This is a genomic window from Paenibacillus riograndensis SBR5 (genome assembly GCF_000981585.1).
GTDB lineage: Bacteria > Bacillota > Bacilli > Paenibacillales > Paenibacillaceae > Paenibacillus_AQ > Paenibacillus_AQ riograndensis.
In genome coordinates, this window is sequence record NZ_LN831776.1 from 528379 (window position 1) to 544471 (window position 16093).

At 49.5% G+C, this 16093-nt stretch carries 12 protein-coding genes and 1 riboswitch; of the genes, 2 read left to right on the forward strand and 10 right to left on the reverse strand.

Annotated elements, in window-relative coordinates; translation table 11 throughout:
- Window positions 1-22: 22 nt before the first annotated feature.
- The 8 genes from tnpB to PRIO_RS35870 form a co-directional block, all read right to left on the reverse strand.
- The gene (tnpB, locus tag PRIO_RS02375) at window positions 23-1096 is read right to left on the reverse strand and encodes an IS200/IS605 family element RNA-guided endonuclease TnpB (protein ID WP_020430835.1); all 1074 of its coding nucleotides are present in this window, start codon (window positions 1094-1096) and stop codon (window positions 23-25) included.
- A gap of 9 nt (window positions 1097-1105) precedes the next feature.
- Window positions 1106-1504 (reverse strand): IS200/IS605 family transposase, encoded by a 399-nt coding sequence (gene tnpA / locus PRIO_RS02380; protein WP_144412082.1) that lies wholly within the window; start codon window positions 1502-1504, stop codon window positions 1106-1108.
- 191 nt (window positions 1505-1695) lie between these two features.
- The gene (locus PRIO_RS02385) at window positions 1696-2352 is read right to left on the reverse strand and encodes a 3-oxoacid CoA-transferase subunit B (RefSeq protein WP_020430833.1); all 657 of its coding nucleotides are present in this window, start codon (window positions 2350-2352) and stop codon (window positions 1696-1698) included.
- A complete protein-coding gene (locus tag PRIO_RS02390; RefSeq protein ID WP_039790240.1) occupies window positions 2345-3013 on the reverse strand; it encodes a CoA transferase subunit A in 669 nt (222 codons plus the stop codon). The genes PRIO_RS02385 and PRIO_RS02390 overlap by 8 nt, the downstream gene beginning before the upstream one ends.
- A gap of 46 nt (window positions 3014-3059) precedes the next feature.
- On the reverse strand, window positions 3060-3800 hold the full coding sequence (locus PRIO_RS02395) for an acetoacetate decarboxylase (RefSeq protein WP_020430831.1): 741 nt from the start codon (window positions 3798-3800) through the stop codon (window positions 3060-3062).
- A gap of 45 nt (window positions 3801-3845) precedes the next feature.
- Entirely contained in the window at window positions 3846-5030 is a 1185-nt protein-coding gene (locus tag PRIO_RS02400; protein ID WP_039790235.1) for an acetyl-CoA C-acetyltransferase, read from the reverse strand.
- Between the two features lie 375 nt (window positions 5031-5405).
- On the reverse strand, window positions 5406-7667 hold the full coding sequence (locus tag PRIO_RS02405) for a TPM domain-containing protein (protein ID WP_020430829.1): 2262 nt from the start codon (window positions 7665-7667) through the stop codon (window positions 5406-5408).
- Between the two features lie 154 nt (window positions 7668-7821).
- On the reverse strand, window positions 7822-7965 hold the full coding sequence (locus PRIO_RS35870; RefSeq protein WP_020430828.1) for a hypothetical protein: 144 nt from the start codon (window positions 7963-7965) through the stop codon (window positions 7822-7824).
- Between the two features lie 268 nt (window positions 7966-8233).
- Between PRIO_RS35870 and PRIO_RS33645 the strand changes: the two genes are divergently transcribed.
- Window positions 8234-11350: an EAL domain-containing protein gene (locus PRIO_RS33645; RefSeq protein WP_231869806.1), complete on the forward strand. Its 3117-nt coding sequence runs from the start codon at window positions 8234-8236 to the stop codon at window positions 11348-11350.
- 100 nt (window positions 11351-11450) lie between these two features.
- Here PRIO_RS33645 and PRIO_RS33650 read toward each other — a convergent pair whose 3' ends face one another.
- The gene (locus tag PRIO_RS33650) at window positions 11451-12545 is read right to left on the reverse strand and encodes a GGDEF domain-containing protein (RefSeq protein ID WP_020430825.1); all 1095 of its coding nucleotides are present in this window, start codon (window positions 12543-12545) and stop codon (window positions 11451-11453) included.
- Window positions 12546-12770: 225 nt separating this feature from the next.
- Window positions 12771-12870: riboswitch (purine riboswitch) on the forward strand.
- A gap of 335 nt (window positions 12871-13205) precedes the next feature.
- On the opposite strand from PRIO_RS33650, the gene PRIO_RS02425 reads away from it, so the two are divergent.
- On the forward strand, window positions 13206-14630 hold the full coding sequence (locus PRIO_RS02425; RefSeq protein ID WP_020430824.1) for an NAD(P)/FAD-dependent oxidoreductase: 1425 nt from the start codon (window positions 13206-13208) through the stop codon (window positions 14628-14630).
- 661 nt (window positions 14631-15291) lie between these two features.
- Here the strand turns inward: PRIO_RS02425 and PRIO_RS02430 are convergent.
- Window positions 15292-15870 carry a nucleotidyltransferase family protein gene (locus PRIO_RS02430; protein WP_020425843.1) on the reverse strand — a complete coding sequence of 193 codons (579 nt, stop codon included), beginning with the start codon at window positions 15868-15870 and terminating at the stop codon, window positions 15292-15294.
- Window positions 15871-16093: the final 223 nt, after the last annotated feature.

Sequence of the window (16093 nt, forward strand, 5' to 3'; positions counted from 1 at the left end):
TCCTAGCCTAATCTTTGCAAGATTACATTGCTAATTTAAGTAAGTTTTTTGCTGCGTTCACATCTCTATCATGTAGTGTAGTACATTCAGGACAAGTCCATTGACGTACACCCAGGTTCTTTACCTCTGCATTTTTGTAGCCACAGCATGAACATAGCTGGCTGCTTGCAAAGTTTTTAGGAGCAATGATTAATTCTCTACCGTACCATTTAGATTTGTAGGTAAGTATTTCTCTGAACATGCTCCAAGAGACTTCGGATATGGCTTTAGCCAACTTGTGATTTTGCATCATGTTCTTTACACGCAAGTCTTCCATAACGATCACTTGGTTATCGTTTATCATTTGGGTGGACAGTTTGTGCAAAAAATCTTTACGTTGATTCGCTATTTTTTCATGCAGCTTAGCCACTTTTAGCCTTGCTTTATATCGGTTGTGGCTCCCCTTTTTCTTCCGTGCCAAGTCCTTTTGCAGCTTGACTAATCGCTTTTCAGACGTTCGCAAATATTTAGGATTAGGTATGATTTCGCCATGTGAAGTAATAGCAAAGTCTTTCAGTCCAAGATCAACACCAATCTTAGATTCTAATTTGGGCAAGGAGATGACACCCGTTTCCACCAATACGGCAGCATAATATTTTCCTGTTGGTGTTTTGGATATCGTGCATGATTTGATAAGTCCCACGAGTTGACGGTGCAACTTGATTTTGATTTTAGTTTTCAGTTTTGGAATTTTGATCGTTCCATTTTCAATCGCAACGGTTCCATTTTGATTATTGGTTGTGAAGCTATGGTTATTTGTTTTCTTACTCTTGAATTTAGGAAATCCCACTTTCTTATCGCGGAAGAAGTTCTTATAAGCCTTGTCCAGGTTAAGCTGGGCATTAGCTAAAGCAAGGCTATCCACTTCTTTCAGCCAGTCAAAATCTTTTTTGTATTGAGCGGGTGTATTGTTAAGCATGGTTTCGGTCTGCTTGTAGTGCTCAATCTTATCTGCAAGCATTCTATTGTAGATGAAGCGAACGCATCCGAATACGTTAGCGAAGTAGTGTTTCTGCTCAAGGGTGGGGTAGATTCGATATTTGTAAGCCCTTAACACATGCTCACCTCATTTCTGACCTTGCGATTCAATATACTTTCGGATGACTTCAATAGGTGCACCGCCAGTCGTTAGCAGACAATAACTTCTTGACCAAAAATATTCTTTCCATAACTGTTGACGAATAATAGGAAATTCTTTCTTAATTAGTCGAGAGGAAGCGCTTTTGTAAGCGTTCAGAAACTTGGAAATATCGCTATTGGGGTGAGCTTTCATAAGAATGTGGACATGATCCTTATCATGATTCCATTCCTGCAAAGTGATATTGTAATTCATCTGAATAGACTCAAAAATCACTTTTAACCGATCAGATATTTCACCGTCTATTACTTTTCTACGGTACTTTACGACTAGAACAAGGTGATAATGAAGAGAGAATACTGAATGATTATTTGTGTCCAAATCCACTGATATCACTACCTATTTTTTTATACGACTGAATAGTTTTATTGTAATATTATGGGTTATAATTGTCGATGAGAAAGACCGCTGACATTCATCCCCCACTTAGAGAAGTGGGGGGATTCTGACAGCTAAATGTTAAACAGAAGGCAAACCAAGCCCGCTCCCCCGGATTTGGGAGGGTGGGCTTGGTTTGCTTAGACGGCAATGGCCTTCAAATTTGGCGAGACCAGCAGCTTCGCCCCGGTTGCCTTTTGAACGTCTTCCACCGACAGGCCCGGCGCAATTTCCTTCAGCATCAGCCCTGTGCCCGGAATCACATCGATGACAGCCATTTCGGTTACAATGGTTTTCACCACATTTACAGCAGTCAGGGGAAGCTTGCATTTTTCTAATATTTTCGGTTCCCCATTTTTGTTCACATGGTCCATGGCTACAATGACACGCTTGGCCCCGACCACCAAATCCATGGCTCCCCCCATGCCCGGCACTTTTTTTCCTGGAATCATCCAGCTTGCAAGGTTGCCGTTCTTATCCACCTCCAAGGCACCCAAAACGGTGATGTCCACATGCCCGCCACGGATGATGGAGAAGGAAAGCGCACTGTCAAAATAGCAAGCTCCGCTCATTGTTGTAACATAACTTCCGCCAGAATCGATACAATCGATATTTTCTTGTTCCTTTGCGGCTTTGGGGCCAACACCGAGGATTCCGTTCTCAGCCTGCAGCATAATATGAACATTATCCGGAATATAGTCTACCGCCATGGTAGGCAAGCCAATCCCCAGGTTGACCACATCGCCGTCTTTGAATTCCTGGGCGATTCTTCTCACAATAAATTCCCGGTTATTCATGCATATCCCCTACCTTTACAATAGCGTCGATAAATATTCCCGGTACGTTGACATGGTTGGGATCAATCTCCCCAAGCTTTACATATTCGTCTGTCTGGGCAACTACATAATCTGCCGCCATAGCCATAACGAAATTGAAGTTGCGTGAGGAGCCGTTGATCACAAGATTCCCCGCTTCATCTGCCTTATGGGCTCGGATTAGCGCCACGTCCGCTTTGAGCGGCAGTTCGAGCAGATATTCCCTTCCGTCAATATCTACTTTCCTTTTGCCTTCCTCTACAATGGTACCTACACCTACAGGTGTTAAAACACCGCCCAAACCCGCACCTCCTGCACGTATTTTTTCAGCTAACGTGCCTTGCGGGAAGAGGCTAACCTCAGCTTCTTTGGTCATAAGGAGCCTTCCCGTTTCCGGATTGGAGCCGATATAGGATGCATAAATCCGCTTGACTCTGCCGCTTTTTACAAGCTTATATATAGATAATTCCGTGGTGCCTGTATCATTGGAAATAATGGTGAGATTACCGGCCGAATGGGTCTCGACAAGCGCCCGCACGAGCTGTTCCGGGTGGCCTCCGGCCAGAAAACCGCCGACCATCACCGTGTCTCCGTCTTTGACCTTCTTAACGGCGTCTTCTGCGGAGATTAACTTGTTATTCATGGTTTCTGACTCCTTGTACATTTTTTTTTTTTTGAAAAAACTAAGTTTATTGGAGATAATCATGAATGACTCTTGCGTATGGCAGCGTTAAATCGGCAATAAAATGTTTGCCGCCGATATACGCCTTAACGGGCAAATCTGCTACAGGAGCATTGACATGGGGGATCAGGTTTAACCGGGCCGGCCCCGACCAAGCGCCTTTTACTGTAACATTCTCGAGAGAATACGCCACTAATTGCGCAATTTTAGGGCTACCATCAACATCGGGAATTAATTTTAAATTCACTTGGGTTTTTGCGATGGCTGCAGCCGTGTCCGCTTGATCGAGAAGGTTATGTTTGAAAGGCATGGTTCCCATGGCCACAAGGACATGGTTATAGTGTAATGTACCGGTCAGCGTCTCCGTACCTTCAACACTCAGGCGGGGATTCGCCCATTTTTTGGGGAACCCCCAAATTTCACGTCCTCCAAGAATAGCAGGCGCGTTATCCAAGTACATTTGGGCAACAAAATTGCAGGGTTCCCCCTGAAAGGTACACGGGATGACAATACCGCTCTCCTCATAGCTTCCTAAACCGGATGAATCAGGCATCTTGATCCATTCATAGGAAACGGTATTGCTTCCATCCGGCTGAAGAGGTTCCGGGACCGCCTGTCTAATCGCAGCGGGGTCGGATTCATAGGTAATTATAAAAAATTCCCGGTCGATGAAACGGTAGGGGGGACGACCGTAACTAGCGCTGGCCGCAGGCATGGACTGCAGTGAAAGAACCTCTTTTGGATTCATAACAATCTTAATCTCCCTTTCCTTTAGATGAGTGTTAGATGAGTGTTAGATGAGTGCATTCTCAACCAGCATCGCGATTCCCATACCCGTTCCAATGCATAATGAGGCTATGCCGTAACGTGAAGATCTCCGTACCATTTCATGCACGAGCGTAACCAATATTCTGGCTCCGCTTGCACCGACAGGATGTCCAATCGCGATTGCGCCGCCGTTGACATTCACCTTCTCCGGGTTGATCCCCAGCTCTTTCAATACCGCTAATGCTTGTGCAGCGAAGGCTTCATTAATCTCAAACAGATCGATGGCCTCAAGAGGAATTCCCTGTTCCCTAAGCAGTGACGAAATGGCCTTCACCGGACCCATCCCCATATATGCAGGGTCAACGCCGACAAGGGAATAACCCTTGATATAGGCCAACGGTTGTACCGCATGCTCCTTGCATTTGTCTTCCGACATAACAAGTACAGCCGCCGCCCCATCATTGATCCCCGAGGCATTTCCGGCAGTAACTGATCCGTTTTCCTTAAATACAGGTTTTAGATTAGAAAGTTTTTCTTTGCTTGTATCTGCTCTTACATGTTCGTCTTCCGAGAACCAAATCTCTGCTTTTTTGGTTTTGGTCAAAACGGGAACAATCTGCTCTGCAAAAACCTGCTTGTTTTTGGCTTCCCTGGCCTTGATCTGGCTTCCATAGGCAAACTCATCCTGCTCAAGTCTTGAAATGTTATATTTCGCGGCAATGTTTTCTGCGGTAATTCCCATATGATATTTATTGATGGGACATGTAAGGCCGTCGGCTACCACGCTGTCTATCAATTCACCGTTGCCAAGCTTGTAGCCATTTCGTGCATTCTTTAGCACATAAGGGGCGTTCGACATGCTCTCCATACCTCCAGCCAGTAGGACGCTGCCTTGTTCTGCCAAAATAGAGTTGTAAGCTAAAGCGACGGCATGAAGCCCTGAACCGCAAACCGTGTTTATTGTTGATGCAGGTACATCAATAGGGATGCCGGCTTTTAGGGCCGCCTGTCTGGCAGGATTTTGGCCAATGCCCGCTTGAAGGACATTTCCTAAATAAATTTGATCAATCAATGCAGGCTCTAAGCGGCTTTGCTGAAGGCATGCCGTCATCACGTCTGCTCCCAGTTCTGTAGCGCTTAATGTTGAAAGTCCGTTGTTAAAAGAACCCACAGCTGTTCTTAATGGGCTCACTAATGCAACTTTTTTCACAAAACCTCACATTCCTTTCCCTGTGTTTAAGAAACCTTTACATGATTACATGCGGGTATAGATCATGGTGCATGAGAGGGTGAGTGTTACGATGTGATCGCCTTCTTTCGGCCTTTTATGGAATTTATTAACAGATTAATCGTAAGTCTAATGTTTATTTTACTCAATGTTCAAATAAATACAAAAATTTACAAATCGATATGTGTAAGGCCTTGTATACTCACATAATGAAGTCGTTCTCTCATTTTCTTTCTTTTTCTGATTATTTCTGGTTATTTCAGAAAATACGAATAAAAAGAGAAAAGAGTTCAACTCAAAAACGCCCCCGGCCAGTTATTCTGGACCGGAGGCGTTTTGCATAAGATATGTTTGCTGCTACCACTTGGAGCCGCCGGAGGAGTTTCCGCCGGATTTGCCGCCGCCCCCGCCCCAGGATGACCCGCCGGACGAGCGGCCGCCGCCTCCCCAAGAGGAACCGCCCGATGATCTGCCGCCGCCAAAGCCGCCCGAAGAGGAGGTGCGCTTGCGCGCCTCCTCCCGGCGCTGCTGCTCCCGCAGGATGGCCAGCTGTGCCAGGCGCCCCTCTTCTTCCTTCTGGCGTATGAGCCGGTTCGCTTCTTCCACGAAGGAGGAAATTTGGGACTCGTAGGCATGTGCAGCCGCTTCCAGCTCATCCAGGTTATAAGGCCGGAGGGAAAGCAGCTGCTCCAGTTCACCATACTCAGGGAGCAGGGAGAGCTGGAATTGGCTTATGGAGGCGATTCCCTTGCTCTGCAGCCGCCGCTGGGCCGCGTCTACGCGCTCCTGTCCTTCAGACAGGAGCCGTGTGACGTTAGCCAGGCGCTGGCTCAGCATATCGAGACTCTCCCCGGCATTGTCGAACTTCCGGGCGGTTTCCTCCTGAAGCTTGAGCAGCTGGTCCAGGCTATTGCGGGCATTGTCATATTCCCCCCGCTGGTCACTGGTCCAGGTCTCGATCTGCGGAACTTCTCCCGCCCCCTGGCGGAGCTCTGTTCCCGCAGTCTCCAGCACTTCCTCAAGCGGAGCCAGATGATGCTCCGCAAACCGGCTGCGGGCTTCGGCGATCCGGCTGTGCAGCTCATTGCGCCGCTGAGACAGCCCGCTCCAACGGCTGCGGACCGTATCCAAATCCCTCAGGTTGTTCTGGCGGATCAGGGCCTGGCGCTCTGTCATGGCAATGGCATCGCCCAGCAGGGTATCCATGCGGGCGGCGATTTTGCGCACCTCATCCATGTCTCCGCTGCGCAGGGGAGCTTCGAGTGTTGCCGCAGCTGCGGAGGCCTGCTCCAGATTCTCGTAAGGCTTGACCTTCATATTGTGGAGGGAATTCTGTTCGATCACTGCCGCAATGGTGCTGCGGGCAGCCGCCAGAATGCCGGGAAAGCCATTCAATTTGTCATCATACGTATCGACATCCTGCAGATCCTGCTCGATCTGCGCCTGCTTCTCCTGCGCCTCCCCGGTCATATCCTGTGCGGCTATCGGGTCGAACAGCTCCAGCTCATCCGCTTTGGCGGTCTCTTCAGCCAGCTCTTTCAGATCCCCGGCAATTTCCTGCAGCTCGTAGCCGGTCTCCTTGACTGCACTCTGAAGCTGGAGGTTCAGTTCAGGCGCTTCCTTCTTCAGTTCGGTAATCTGCTGCTTGACGTTGCGGTCCGCATCACTGATTACGGCAATGCGCTGCTCTTCTTCCTCCAGCGTGGAGCGGAACGCTGTTTCAGTCTGCTGCAGCTGTGAGCTGGCAGCCCGGAGCGCCTTCAGACGGTAGAAGGGAGGCTGCGAGCTTTGGCTGCTCTGCAATGCGGAGATCTCCACCAGCTGTGCAGACAGCCGCTTGGAGATTCCCTCGACCATTTCCCCCGTCTTGCCTTGGACAATTCCCTGGAACGGCTGCAGGGATTCCAGCGCCCGGTTCGCCCGGACCAGCAAGCCGGCCAGCTGCTCCTGCTGGCTGCGGAGCTGCCCCCGTCTGCGCAGGCCGGTGAACAGCACATACAGCATGAATGCCAGCAGCGCTATTCCAATGACAATGCCGGCCATCTTCAGCAGCCCGGGGCTTGAGCTGCTGCGGCCGGCTGCGCCGCTGTCTGTGGTACCGACTGTGCCGCCGCCTGAAGTCGCACCGCTGCCGGTGCCGCCGAAGGAGTGCAGCTTCTGAATCATGGAACGGATTCCCCCGGCAAAATCCCCTTCCCGGGCATAAGGATTAAAATACGTGTCCAGCAGTCCCGTGATGGCTGCTGTATCCAAAGCTCCACCTTGGGCCTGAGACCAGGAGTTGATATATCCCTGCAGGCCCGGATTGTTGAAGTTCAGTTCAACCTTCTGGTCTCCGGCAGAGATCAGAAGGAGAACATCCCGCGGCGTCAGGTCCCAGGAATCATAGACGTCAGTGGCATAGGCCCCGGACTCAGCCCCATCCAGAGAATCGACAGTCAGCACCTGGATGGTATAGCGGTCTCCCTCAGCAATTGCTGCAATAGCGGCTGTCTCCTGCTTCGTGAGCAGGCTGGCCTCATCGGTAACTATTCCTTGCCGGGCGGGAATTCCCGCCGCGTACATATCAGGCATCCATAGCAGGCTGAACATCAGAAACAAGACAAAGGTTTTTTTCAAGCTGGCACGCTCCGATCTGCAGGTAGACTATTTGCTTGTATATTATGCTGCTTGTTACATTATATCATTAAACATCCTAAGGCCTATTTCTGTTCCTGCGCCATTAAAAAAGCCGCCTTCCCTGACCGGGAAGTGCGGCGTAACTGCATAAGTGCTATCTGGTTTCCAGACAGAGTATATATTGTAACCTGGATTTGATTTCCTTTTGCCATTTCAAATCTCCAACTTTTACAGCAAGATTGAGCAGATCCAGATAATCGTCAACCTTCAATGCTGTGCGGGTAGTGGCTGCGTTCATGGGTGTTCAGTCTCCTTTATTTCAATAATGATAATCATTATCAACCGTTACTGTTATTATCCACACTTTTTACCTAAAAAGCAATATAAAAAATAAAAGGATATCCGTTTTTTTGAATAAATATTTTATCGGCAGATTTTGCATATTTTATCACCCTGAGGGGGACCGCTTGCAGGAAACATACCATTTTTTGTCGAATAAAGCTTGTTATAAGTGCTGTTAGCTGATTTCTTGAAAAAGGAGAATTGCGATGAAGCGGTGTCAACTCTTGCTTCTGATTAGCATTGTGTTCATGCTCGCGCCCCCTGCATCCGCTCACGCCGAAAGACAGGAAATACGATATCAGGCTGAACTGGGTTATCCGCCATACAAGTACCTTCAGAACGGGTACCTGACCGGCTTCGATATAGACCTGACGAGTATGATTTTTGAGAAGCAGTCGTATTTAATTCATTACAGTACGGGCGAATGGGAGGGAACATACAAACGGCTGACCCGGGGAGAGATTGATACTACAGGCCTTATGGCCGTAACAGAGGAACGCAAGAAGGACACCCTGTTCTCCAAGCCCGTGTTCAAAAGCTATATCTCCGTATACTCCCGGCAGGCGCTCCAAGAAGAGATCAAGCTAAGCACCCTGAAAAATTATAAAGTCGGCGTAGGGAAGAAACAATATTCCGAGACCGTGCTGCGCAATCAAACAGATGTTTCCCAATACATACAGTATGCAACAGTACCACAAGCGCTGGAAGCCCTGAAGAAGGGCGAGATTGACCTGCTCTTTGAGAATCAGGAGGTGGTGGACTACTTAATCGTTGAACAGGGCCTGACCGGCAATATTGTCCGCAGATTGAGTAATTTGTACCCCCAGGATGTGGCTTACGGCATCAGCAAGTCCGAACCTCAGCTAGTCACTTACATAAATGCCCGGCTTGACCGGCTTCAGCAGTCGGGGGCTTTTGAAGAGCTGTATCAGCAATATTTTTTCACCCATTCCGAGAATTACACATCGATGATCCGCGGCCGGGTGATCTCCGGCATTGTCATCGGTCTATTTCTCCTGGTTACTGTGATCGCTGCCCTCAGAATATACATCAGGCATCTTCGGCGGACCATTCATTCGGAACAGGCGTTTTTCAGGGATGTGATTGAGCATAGCGGGATGATCGTATGGGCGGTGCATGCCGATAAGCGGATTATACGGTTCAACCAGTATGCGGCAAGCATGACAGGACTGAAAGAGAAGGATGTGCTCGGTGCAAACCTCGATGAGATCCCCGGCCTCTCCGGCGGGGCCGCAGCGCTTAGAGAGCTGCTTGTCAGAGCCGTCTACCAGGATTATGTCAGCAATGTGGAGCTGAAGCTTCCGGACCATTCACCTGAAGCGCGGTACTTCTCCTTCCGGACTGCCCTTATTCAGGGGATGGACACGCAGGCGGAGGATATCTTCGTATTGGTCGGGATGGACGTTGAAGAATGCAAGCAGAACGAGCTCAAGCTGCAGCACAGCTACCAGGAGCTAGAGGCTACCTACGAAGAGCTTGCGGCCACTGAAGAGGAACTGCAGGAGCAGTTCAACAAGCTGGAAGCCAGCGAACGCCGCTTCCGGCTGGCATCCGAAGGGTCCGGTGCCTACATGTGGGAGCTGGATTGGGAGAGCGGCATGTACAATCTGTCGGAACGCTGGTATGAGGTGATGGGATATACGAAGGAGGAGATCAACTCGTTCGAAGACGGCGTTCTCAGCATTATTCATCCCGATGATCAAGAACCGGCCCGCCAGGCGCGCCAGGAGCATCTGGCCGGATTGACGCCGATCTATGAAATAGAGTACCGCATGCGCACTAAGGACAACCGTTATGTCTGGTTTGAAGTGCGCGGCAAGGCAATTGTAGACCCCAAGGACAAAATTGTGCTGTTCCTGGGTTCCCTAATCGATATCAGCAAACGCAAGCAGGCCGAGTTCCAGCTGGGCAACAGCTACCAGGAACTGGAGGCTACCTATGAGCAGTTGACAGCCACGCAGGAGGAGCTTGTGGGCCAATACGATATGCTGCTGGAGAATCAAAAAAATATGCACCGTTTGGCGTATATGGATTCACTCAGCAGCTTGCCCAACCGCATCCTTCTGCTGGACACCATGGAGAGTTATTTCCACCGTCCGGGAGGGAAAGCGGCGCTTCTGTTCGTGGATACTGATAATTTCAAATATATCAATGACACCCTGGGCCACAAGTCGGGAGATATTCTGATCCGCCAGGCCAGTGAAAGGCTGCAGTCGGTTATGCGCGAGGGGGATATGCTGTCCCGGCTTGGCGGGGATGAATTTGTGGTGTTTATCAAAGACGTGGAGGACCGCGCAGAGGTGCTGAATCTGGCGGAGAGTATCCTCCGCTCCTTCCGCAGATCGTTTCTGATCGGCGAGAGCAACCTGTATATTTCCGTGAGTATCGGAATCTCCTTCTACCCTGAAGACGGGGAGACTACGGAGGAAATCCTGATGAATGCCGATGTTGCCATGTACAGGGCCAAGGAGGAAGGGAAAAACACCTTTGTGGTTTACGATAAGTCCATGCACATGTCATTTAATGAACGGATGAACATTGAGAAGCATCTGCGCAGTGCGATGAACAACAATGAATTTGAGCTGCATTACCAGCCGCAGGTGGAGATCAAGACGGGGCTCATTACGGGCTTCGAAGCGCTGATCCGCTGGAACAGTCCGGTGCTGGGCTTTGTGTCTCCGCTTTCCTTTATCAAAATTGCCGAAGACTCCAGACTAATCATTTATATCGGGGAGTGGGTGCTTAGAGAAGCCTCCGCTTTTATGAAAAGCATGAATGACCGCACAGGCCTTCCCTACAAAATTTCAGTGAATATCTCCATTATTCAACTGCTGCAGGATGATTTTGTGGATATTGTGCTGGACAGTCTGGAGGAAAGCGGGCTTGCGCCAAATTGCCTGGAGCTGGAAATTACCGAGTCTATCTTTATGGAATCTTTTGAAAACACGGTAAGCAAGCTGGAATTTCTGAAATCGCGCGGAATCCGCATCGCTCTTGATGATTTTGGGACAGGCTACTCTTCTCTGAGCTATTTGCAGCAGCTGCCGATCTCCACACTCAAAATGGACAAAATCTTTATCGACTCTTTGGCAGACCAGGGGTACAGCCAGTCCTTTGTGCAGACTATTATTATTCTGGGACACAAAATGGGACTGGACGTTGTCGCAGAGGGAGTGGAGGATGCCGACCAATTGGCATTCCTTAAGGAAGCGGATTGTGACAAGGTGCAGGGCTATCTGATTAGCCGTCCAGTACCGCAGCGCGGAGTCATTGAACTGCTGGAGCCGCAGAGACGTCATGGGCCGGGGTATTCACAGTAATACCATCAGAATAAAATTGTAATGCCAAACAAGCCCCAGAGCATATCCGCTCTGGAGGCTTTTTTTGGCTTTGGCGGCTCTGTAAGCTGTCCGGCCTGAATCAGACAACGACAATTTTATTTTTTCCTGTTTTTTTAGCCTCGTACAGCGCATCGTCCGCCTGCTGAAAGGTAGAGCTTTTGGAGTCTGTTCCGGCATAGTCATGCATGCCAATGCTGACGGTTACGGAGTTTCCATCCATCTCGGCAACAGGCAATGCGGCAATGCCGTGAAGAATCTGCGTCATGATCCTGCGGGAATCCTCCAGCGGCTTGGCGGTCAGAATCACAACGAATTCTTCGCCACCATACCTGGCGGCGAAATCATCTGCGCCGATATGCTTCAGCACGATCCCGGCAACCTGTCTCAGCACAATGTCTCCGACCCAGTGCCCGTACTGATCATTTACTTTTTTGAAGTTATCGATGTCCAGCACCGCCAGCTGCATGGGAAAAGGATTGCTCTGCTGATGCTCAATCAGCCAGCCCAGATATTCGTGAAAGGTCTTGTGGTTATACAGTTCGGTCAAAGGATCAACCTTCGACAGGCGGTCCATGATGATATTCTGGATGCGCAAATCCTGCTCCGATTTCAGCGAGCTCTCCAGAGACTGCATCAGATCACGCCCCCGGGCAATGAGGGCAAAACCCGCAAGTGCAGTTCCGGTCAAGATGAATGCGATGATCATATTCTGGATGCGCAAGCTATTATCATAGACTGAAGTATCCAACAGCAGCAGGATCATGTACGTCACACATAAAATGGAAGTGGCTTTCAAGTAGGTGCTTCTCAAATAGAGCATGGATACCAGCAAAGGGATTAGCATGATAAGCGGCTTCACATAGAAAACATCACTTAAATTTAAGATCATCACTATCGCGATCAAATGGCTTGCGGCAACATTGGAAATTTCCGATAACAGGGGGCGCCATTTATAAATGGCCTCAAGTACAAGCAGGGTTCCCAGTATCATAATGTCGGGCAGCAGTACATTGCCGAACAGGTAGCTTTTGCCCGATAACCTGGGATCATCCCCCTGCATGGACAAAGAGATTACGGTCTGAGTGAGCAGATGGACAAGCAGTACCAGCCAGAAAGCGTTGAGGATCATGCGGTTCCAATACGTTTGGCGAGGAGCAGGTGGTGGGATATGCATAAGATGTTCCTCTTTTCCAGTGGCAATATATCTATATATTCGACAATAATCACGCTTTTCCTCCAAAGAATGACACAAGGGTTACTCCGGGGAAAATGTTCGTGTTTTGGCTATTGTTTAGCATTGTATAGATAGTTATTATGTATAACACGGGCAAAACACGAATTATGGGAGCTAAACCTCCTTGACACATTCGTCTATGTTCTGTAATATTTCAAGTGGCTCAACAAACAATGATTAGCTGTTCGTATATCCTCAAAGATAAGGTTTGGGGGTCTCTACAGGGAACCGTAAATTCCTGGCTACGAATAGGGTGCATTTGGCATACCTATGAAGTGGTCGGGATTTTTTGTGCTGCGTTCTGCAAGAACTATTATGATCGCAGAAACGGACGAGGCCTTGCTAGATAAGATGAACTTAAAAATTCATAAAAGGGTAGAAATGCGGAGGGGAAGTTTGGAACTGGAAGAGCGGTAGCGTCCGCCTTTGTCACCGGATTTCAACCGCAAAAGGCGGTTCCATTGAAGAAATCTGGGGACAACAGCGGCTGGAAGTCCAAACATTCCCCGCAGTGACGTCTATACCCACAATGTAAAACTAAAGTTCAACTTAAATAAAGGACAGCGATACCGTTTCTTCCTGGGAGGAACAGAGAAACCAATGAGTAAATATGATGTGATTGTCGTGGGTGCCGGACCGGCTGGAATTTTTGCCTGCTATGAATTGACGCGCAAGGCCCCTGAGCTTAAGGTGCTGCTGGTAGACAAAGGCCATGATATATACCGGCGCAATTGCCCGATTCTGGAGGAGAAAATCAAACTCTGCCCTCCGGCCTCGGGACGCAAGGAATTCGCCGGCTGTCTGCCTGCGTGTTCGATTACCGCCGGTTTTGGGGGAGCGGGCGCATACAGTGACGGAAAGTTCAATATCACCACTGAATTTGGCGGCTGGATGACAGATTATCTGGCACCCTCCAAAGTGCTGGAGCTGATCCAGTATGTAGATGCCATCAATCTGGAGCATGGGGCCACACCGGTAATTACCGATCCGACCACCGAAAGCATCCGGGGCATCGAGCAGCGGGGATACGCCGCCGGGCTTAAGCTGCTGCGGGCGCAGGTGCGTCATCTCGGCACAGAGCAGAACCTGGAAATCCTGAAATCCATATACGAATATTTGCGGGTACGGATCGATATGCTGTTCAAAACTGAGGTTCAGGATATTGTTACGGTTAAGGAAGAGGGCAAGCACCGGGTTACGGGCATTACACTGAAGAACGGCGAGAGCTATGCGGCGGACAAAGTGATGATCGCACCGGGGCGCGACGGGTCTGCTTGGCTGACGGATGTCCTGAAGAAGCGCCGGCTCAAGATGTACAACAATCAGGTCGATGTAGGTGTAAGGGTGGAAACCTCGGATGTCGTCATGAGAGAGATTAATGAGCATCTCTATGAAGGAAAGTTCATTTTTAATACATCTGTAGGCACGCGTGTCCGCACCTTTTGCAGCAATCCTTCCGGACATGTTGTTGTTGAGAACCACAGCGGCGTGATGGCGGCCAATGGCCATTCCTACAAGGACCCTGCGCTGGGTTCCATGAATACCAACTTTGCGCTGCTGGTCTCGCATACCTTCACGGAGCCTTTTGACAAGCCGAATGAATATGCCCGGGAAATCTGCAAGCGGGCCAATGATTTGTCCAGCGGCGGGGTCATTGTACAGAAATACGGGGATATCCTGCGCGGACGGCGCTCCACCGAAACCCGGATTAAAGAAGGCTTTCTGGAGCCTACGCTGAAGGAAGCGGTGCCTGGCGATCTCGGGCTGGTGCTGCCTTATAACACAATGAAGAGCCTGATCGAAATGGTGGAGGCCCTGGAAAAAGTCACTCCGGGCATCGCCTCCGAGCATACACTGTTCTATGGCGTGGAGGCCAAATTCTACTCGGCCCGTCCGAAGCTTACGGAGAACCTGGAAACTGAAATTTCAGGCCTCTACTGTGGCGGTGACGGCGCGGGCATCACCCGCGGCCTGGCCCAGGCCGGAGCGGCCGGGGTATGGATTGCGCGGGGAATGCTGGGGTAAGAAGGAGCGTGCGGCTTAAGCAACGGTGAGGAACATGAAGAGCTGTCTTAGAGTAGAATTGTCTGCGATGAGGCAGCTTTTTTCGCGGACGGCGGTGCGTTTTGTATGTATGGGAAATTGTTAGGATAAGAGATTTTTAAGAATAAACGGCAGAAATGCCGTTTTTGAAAGTCTGCTGGCAGCGTCAGGACGTTTGTGTAAGAAGCGTTCGTATCTTCCGGTTCCGTTAGGTGGAAAAAGTATCACTAATTTGCTCGAGTATCCCTGCGTCCCGGTAGCCAAGTGGAGTATCACTAATTCAGCTCATTTCGCTCCTGACAGGATAATATGGCCTGATTAAGTTCCTTTTTTCCACTAAAACCTCACGAATGTTTATTTGGGGGAGAAATAAGTTTCCTTTTTCCACCTATATAAAGCGAACTTGAAAAACGAACAAAAGGGAAAAGGGATGGAGGGGAAGTTTGGAACTGGAGGAGCGGTAGCGTCCGCCTTTGTCTGCGGATTTCCACCGCGAACAGCGGTACAAATCAAGAAATCTGCAGACAACAGCGGCCGGAAGTCCAAACATTCTCCGGAGTCCCAACGAAGTCCCTAATGTAAAGATCTTAAGTTCACTCTATATAGCAGTGTTATCAACGATGTGCTGTTCTTGTCTTTTGGATTAATTCTCCCGTACGGAAAGCACCTGCAGCTGATCCCAGACGGCCTGCCAGTTCTTCCCGGCAACCCGTGCCTCATAGATAGGATGCAGCTGCGAATTCGCCCTGAAGTGCGGCGACGGGCGGACGGTCAGCTCCAGCGCATCCGAAACCCCATGCGGAGCGGCTAGCCTAAGCTCTCCATACTCATCCATGGCAAGGCCCAGCGCGGTTGCCGTTTCAGGGAATTTGGACATGCCGTCTGTGGATGAGGAGTATGGCGCGAGGCCGTTAACTGTATGCATTCTCGCTTGATTTTTGACCGACCAGGGGACAGAGGGAGCTGTGCTCCGCAGCTGCGCTTCCCAGGATTTTTCCACTTCCTCACGGATATCGTCCGGGTCGTAATAGATTACATCCACATCCCCCAAGGGGGTTCTTTCGGTAAACCCGTGCTGCACATCCCACACTTTGGAACGCACAAAACCGGCGCAGACCCAGGAGTCCGGCAAATGCAAATCCCTCACAGCAGCCAGGATGTTCATCATCCAGCGGTCTTCTTTTACAACCCGCAGCAGGTCCAATTCATGATGTATCCGCAAATCAACACCTCCATAATATAGATTAGTAATATAGATCGGTTTTACAAAACGTTCTGGGTTTATTCCCCCAAGTTCTCTTATTATAAGACTGAATCTGCAAGGAGGGGTATTATAAAAGGAATTGCAGGAACAGCGGATAAATTGCTAATCTGGAGCAGCACTCTTATAATGAACCGGTAGATTGACCTTTGGAGGCGTAACTGTGGAGCATAACCTGACGATA

What these genes read in the sequence shown, in the direction of transcription:
- PRIO_RS35870 (WP_020430828.1), bottom strand. Translation starts at nt 7,965, where the DNA reads ATGAACGCAGCCACTACCCGCACAGCATTGAAGGTTGACGATTATCTG.
- PRIO_RS02385 (WP_020430833.1), bottom strand. Translation starts at nt 2,352, where the DNA reads ATGAATAACCGGGAATTTATTGTGAGAAGAATCGCCCAGGAATTCAAA.
- PRIO_RS02425 (WP_020430824.1), top strand. Translation starts at nt 13,206, where the DNA reads ATGAGTAAATATGATGTGATTGTCGTGGGTGCCGGACCGGCTGGAATT.
- PRIO_RS02395 (WP_020430831.1), bottom strand. Translation starts at nt 3,800, where the DNA reads ATGAATCCAAAAGAGGTTCTTTCACTGCAGTCCATGCCTGCGGCCAGC.
- PRIO_RS33650 (WP_020430825.1), bottom strand. Translation starts at nt 12,545, where the DNA reads ATGCATATCCCACCACCTGCTCCTCGCCAAACGTATTGGAACCGCATG.
- PRIO_RS02390 (WP_039790240.1), bottom strand. Translation starts at nt 3,013, where the DNA reads ATGAATAACAAGTTAATCTCCGCAGAAGACGCCGTTAAGAAGGTCAAA.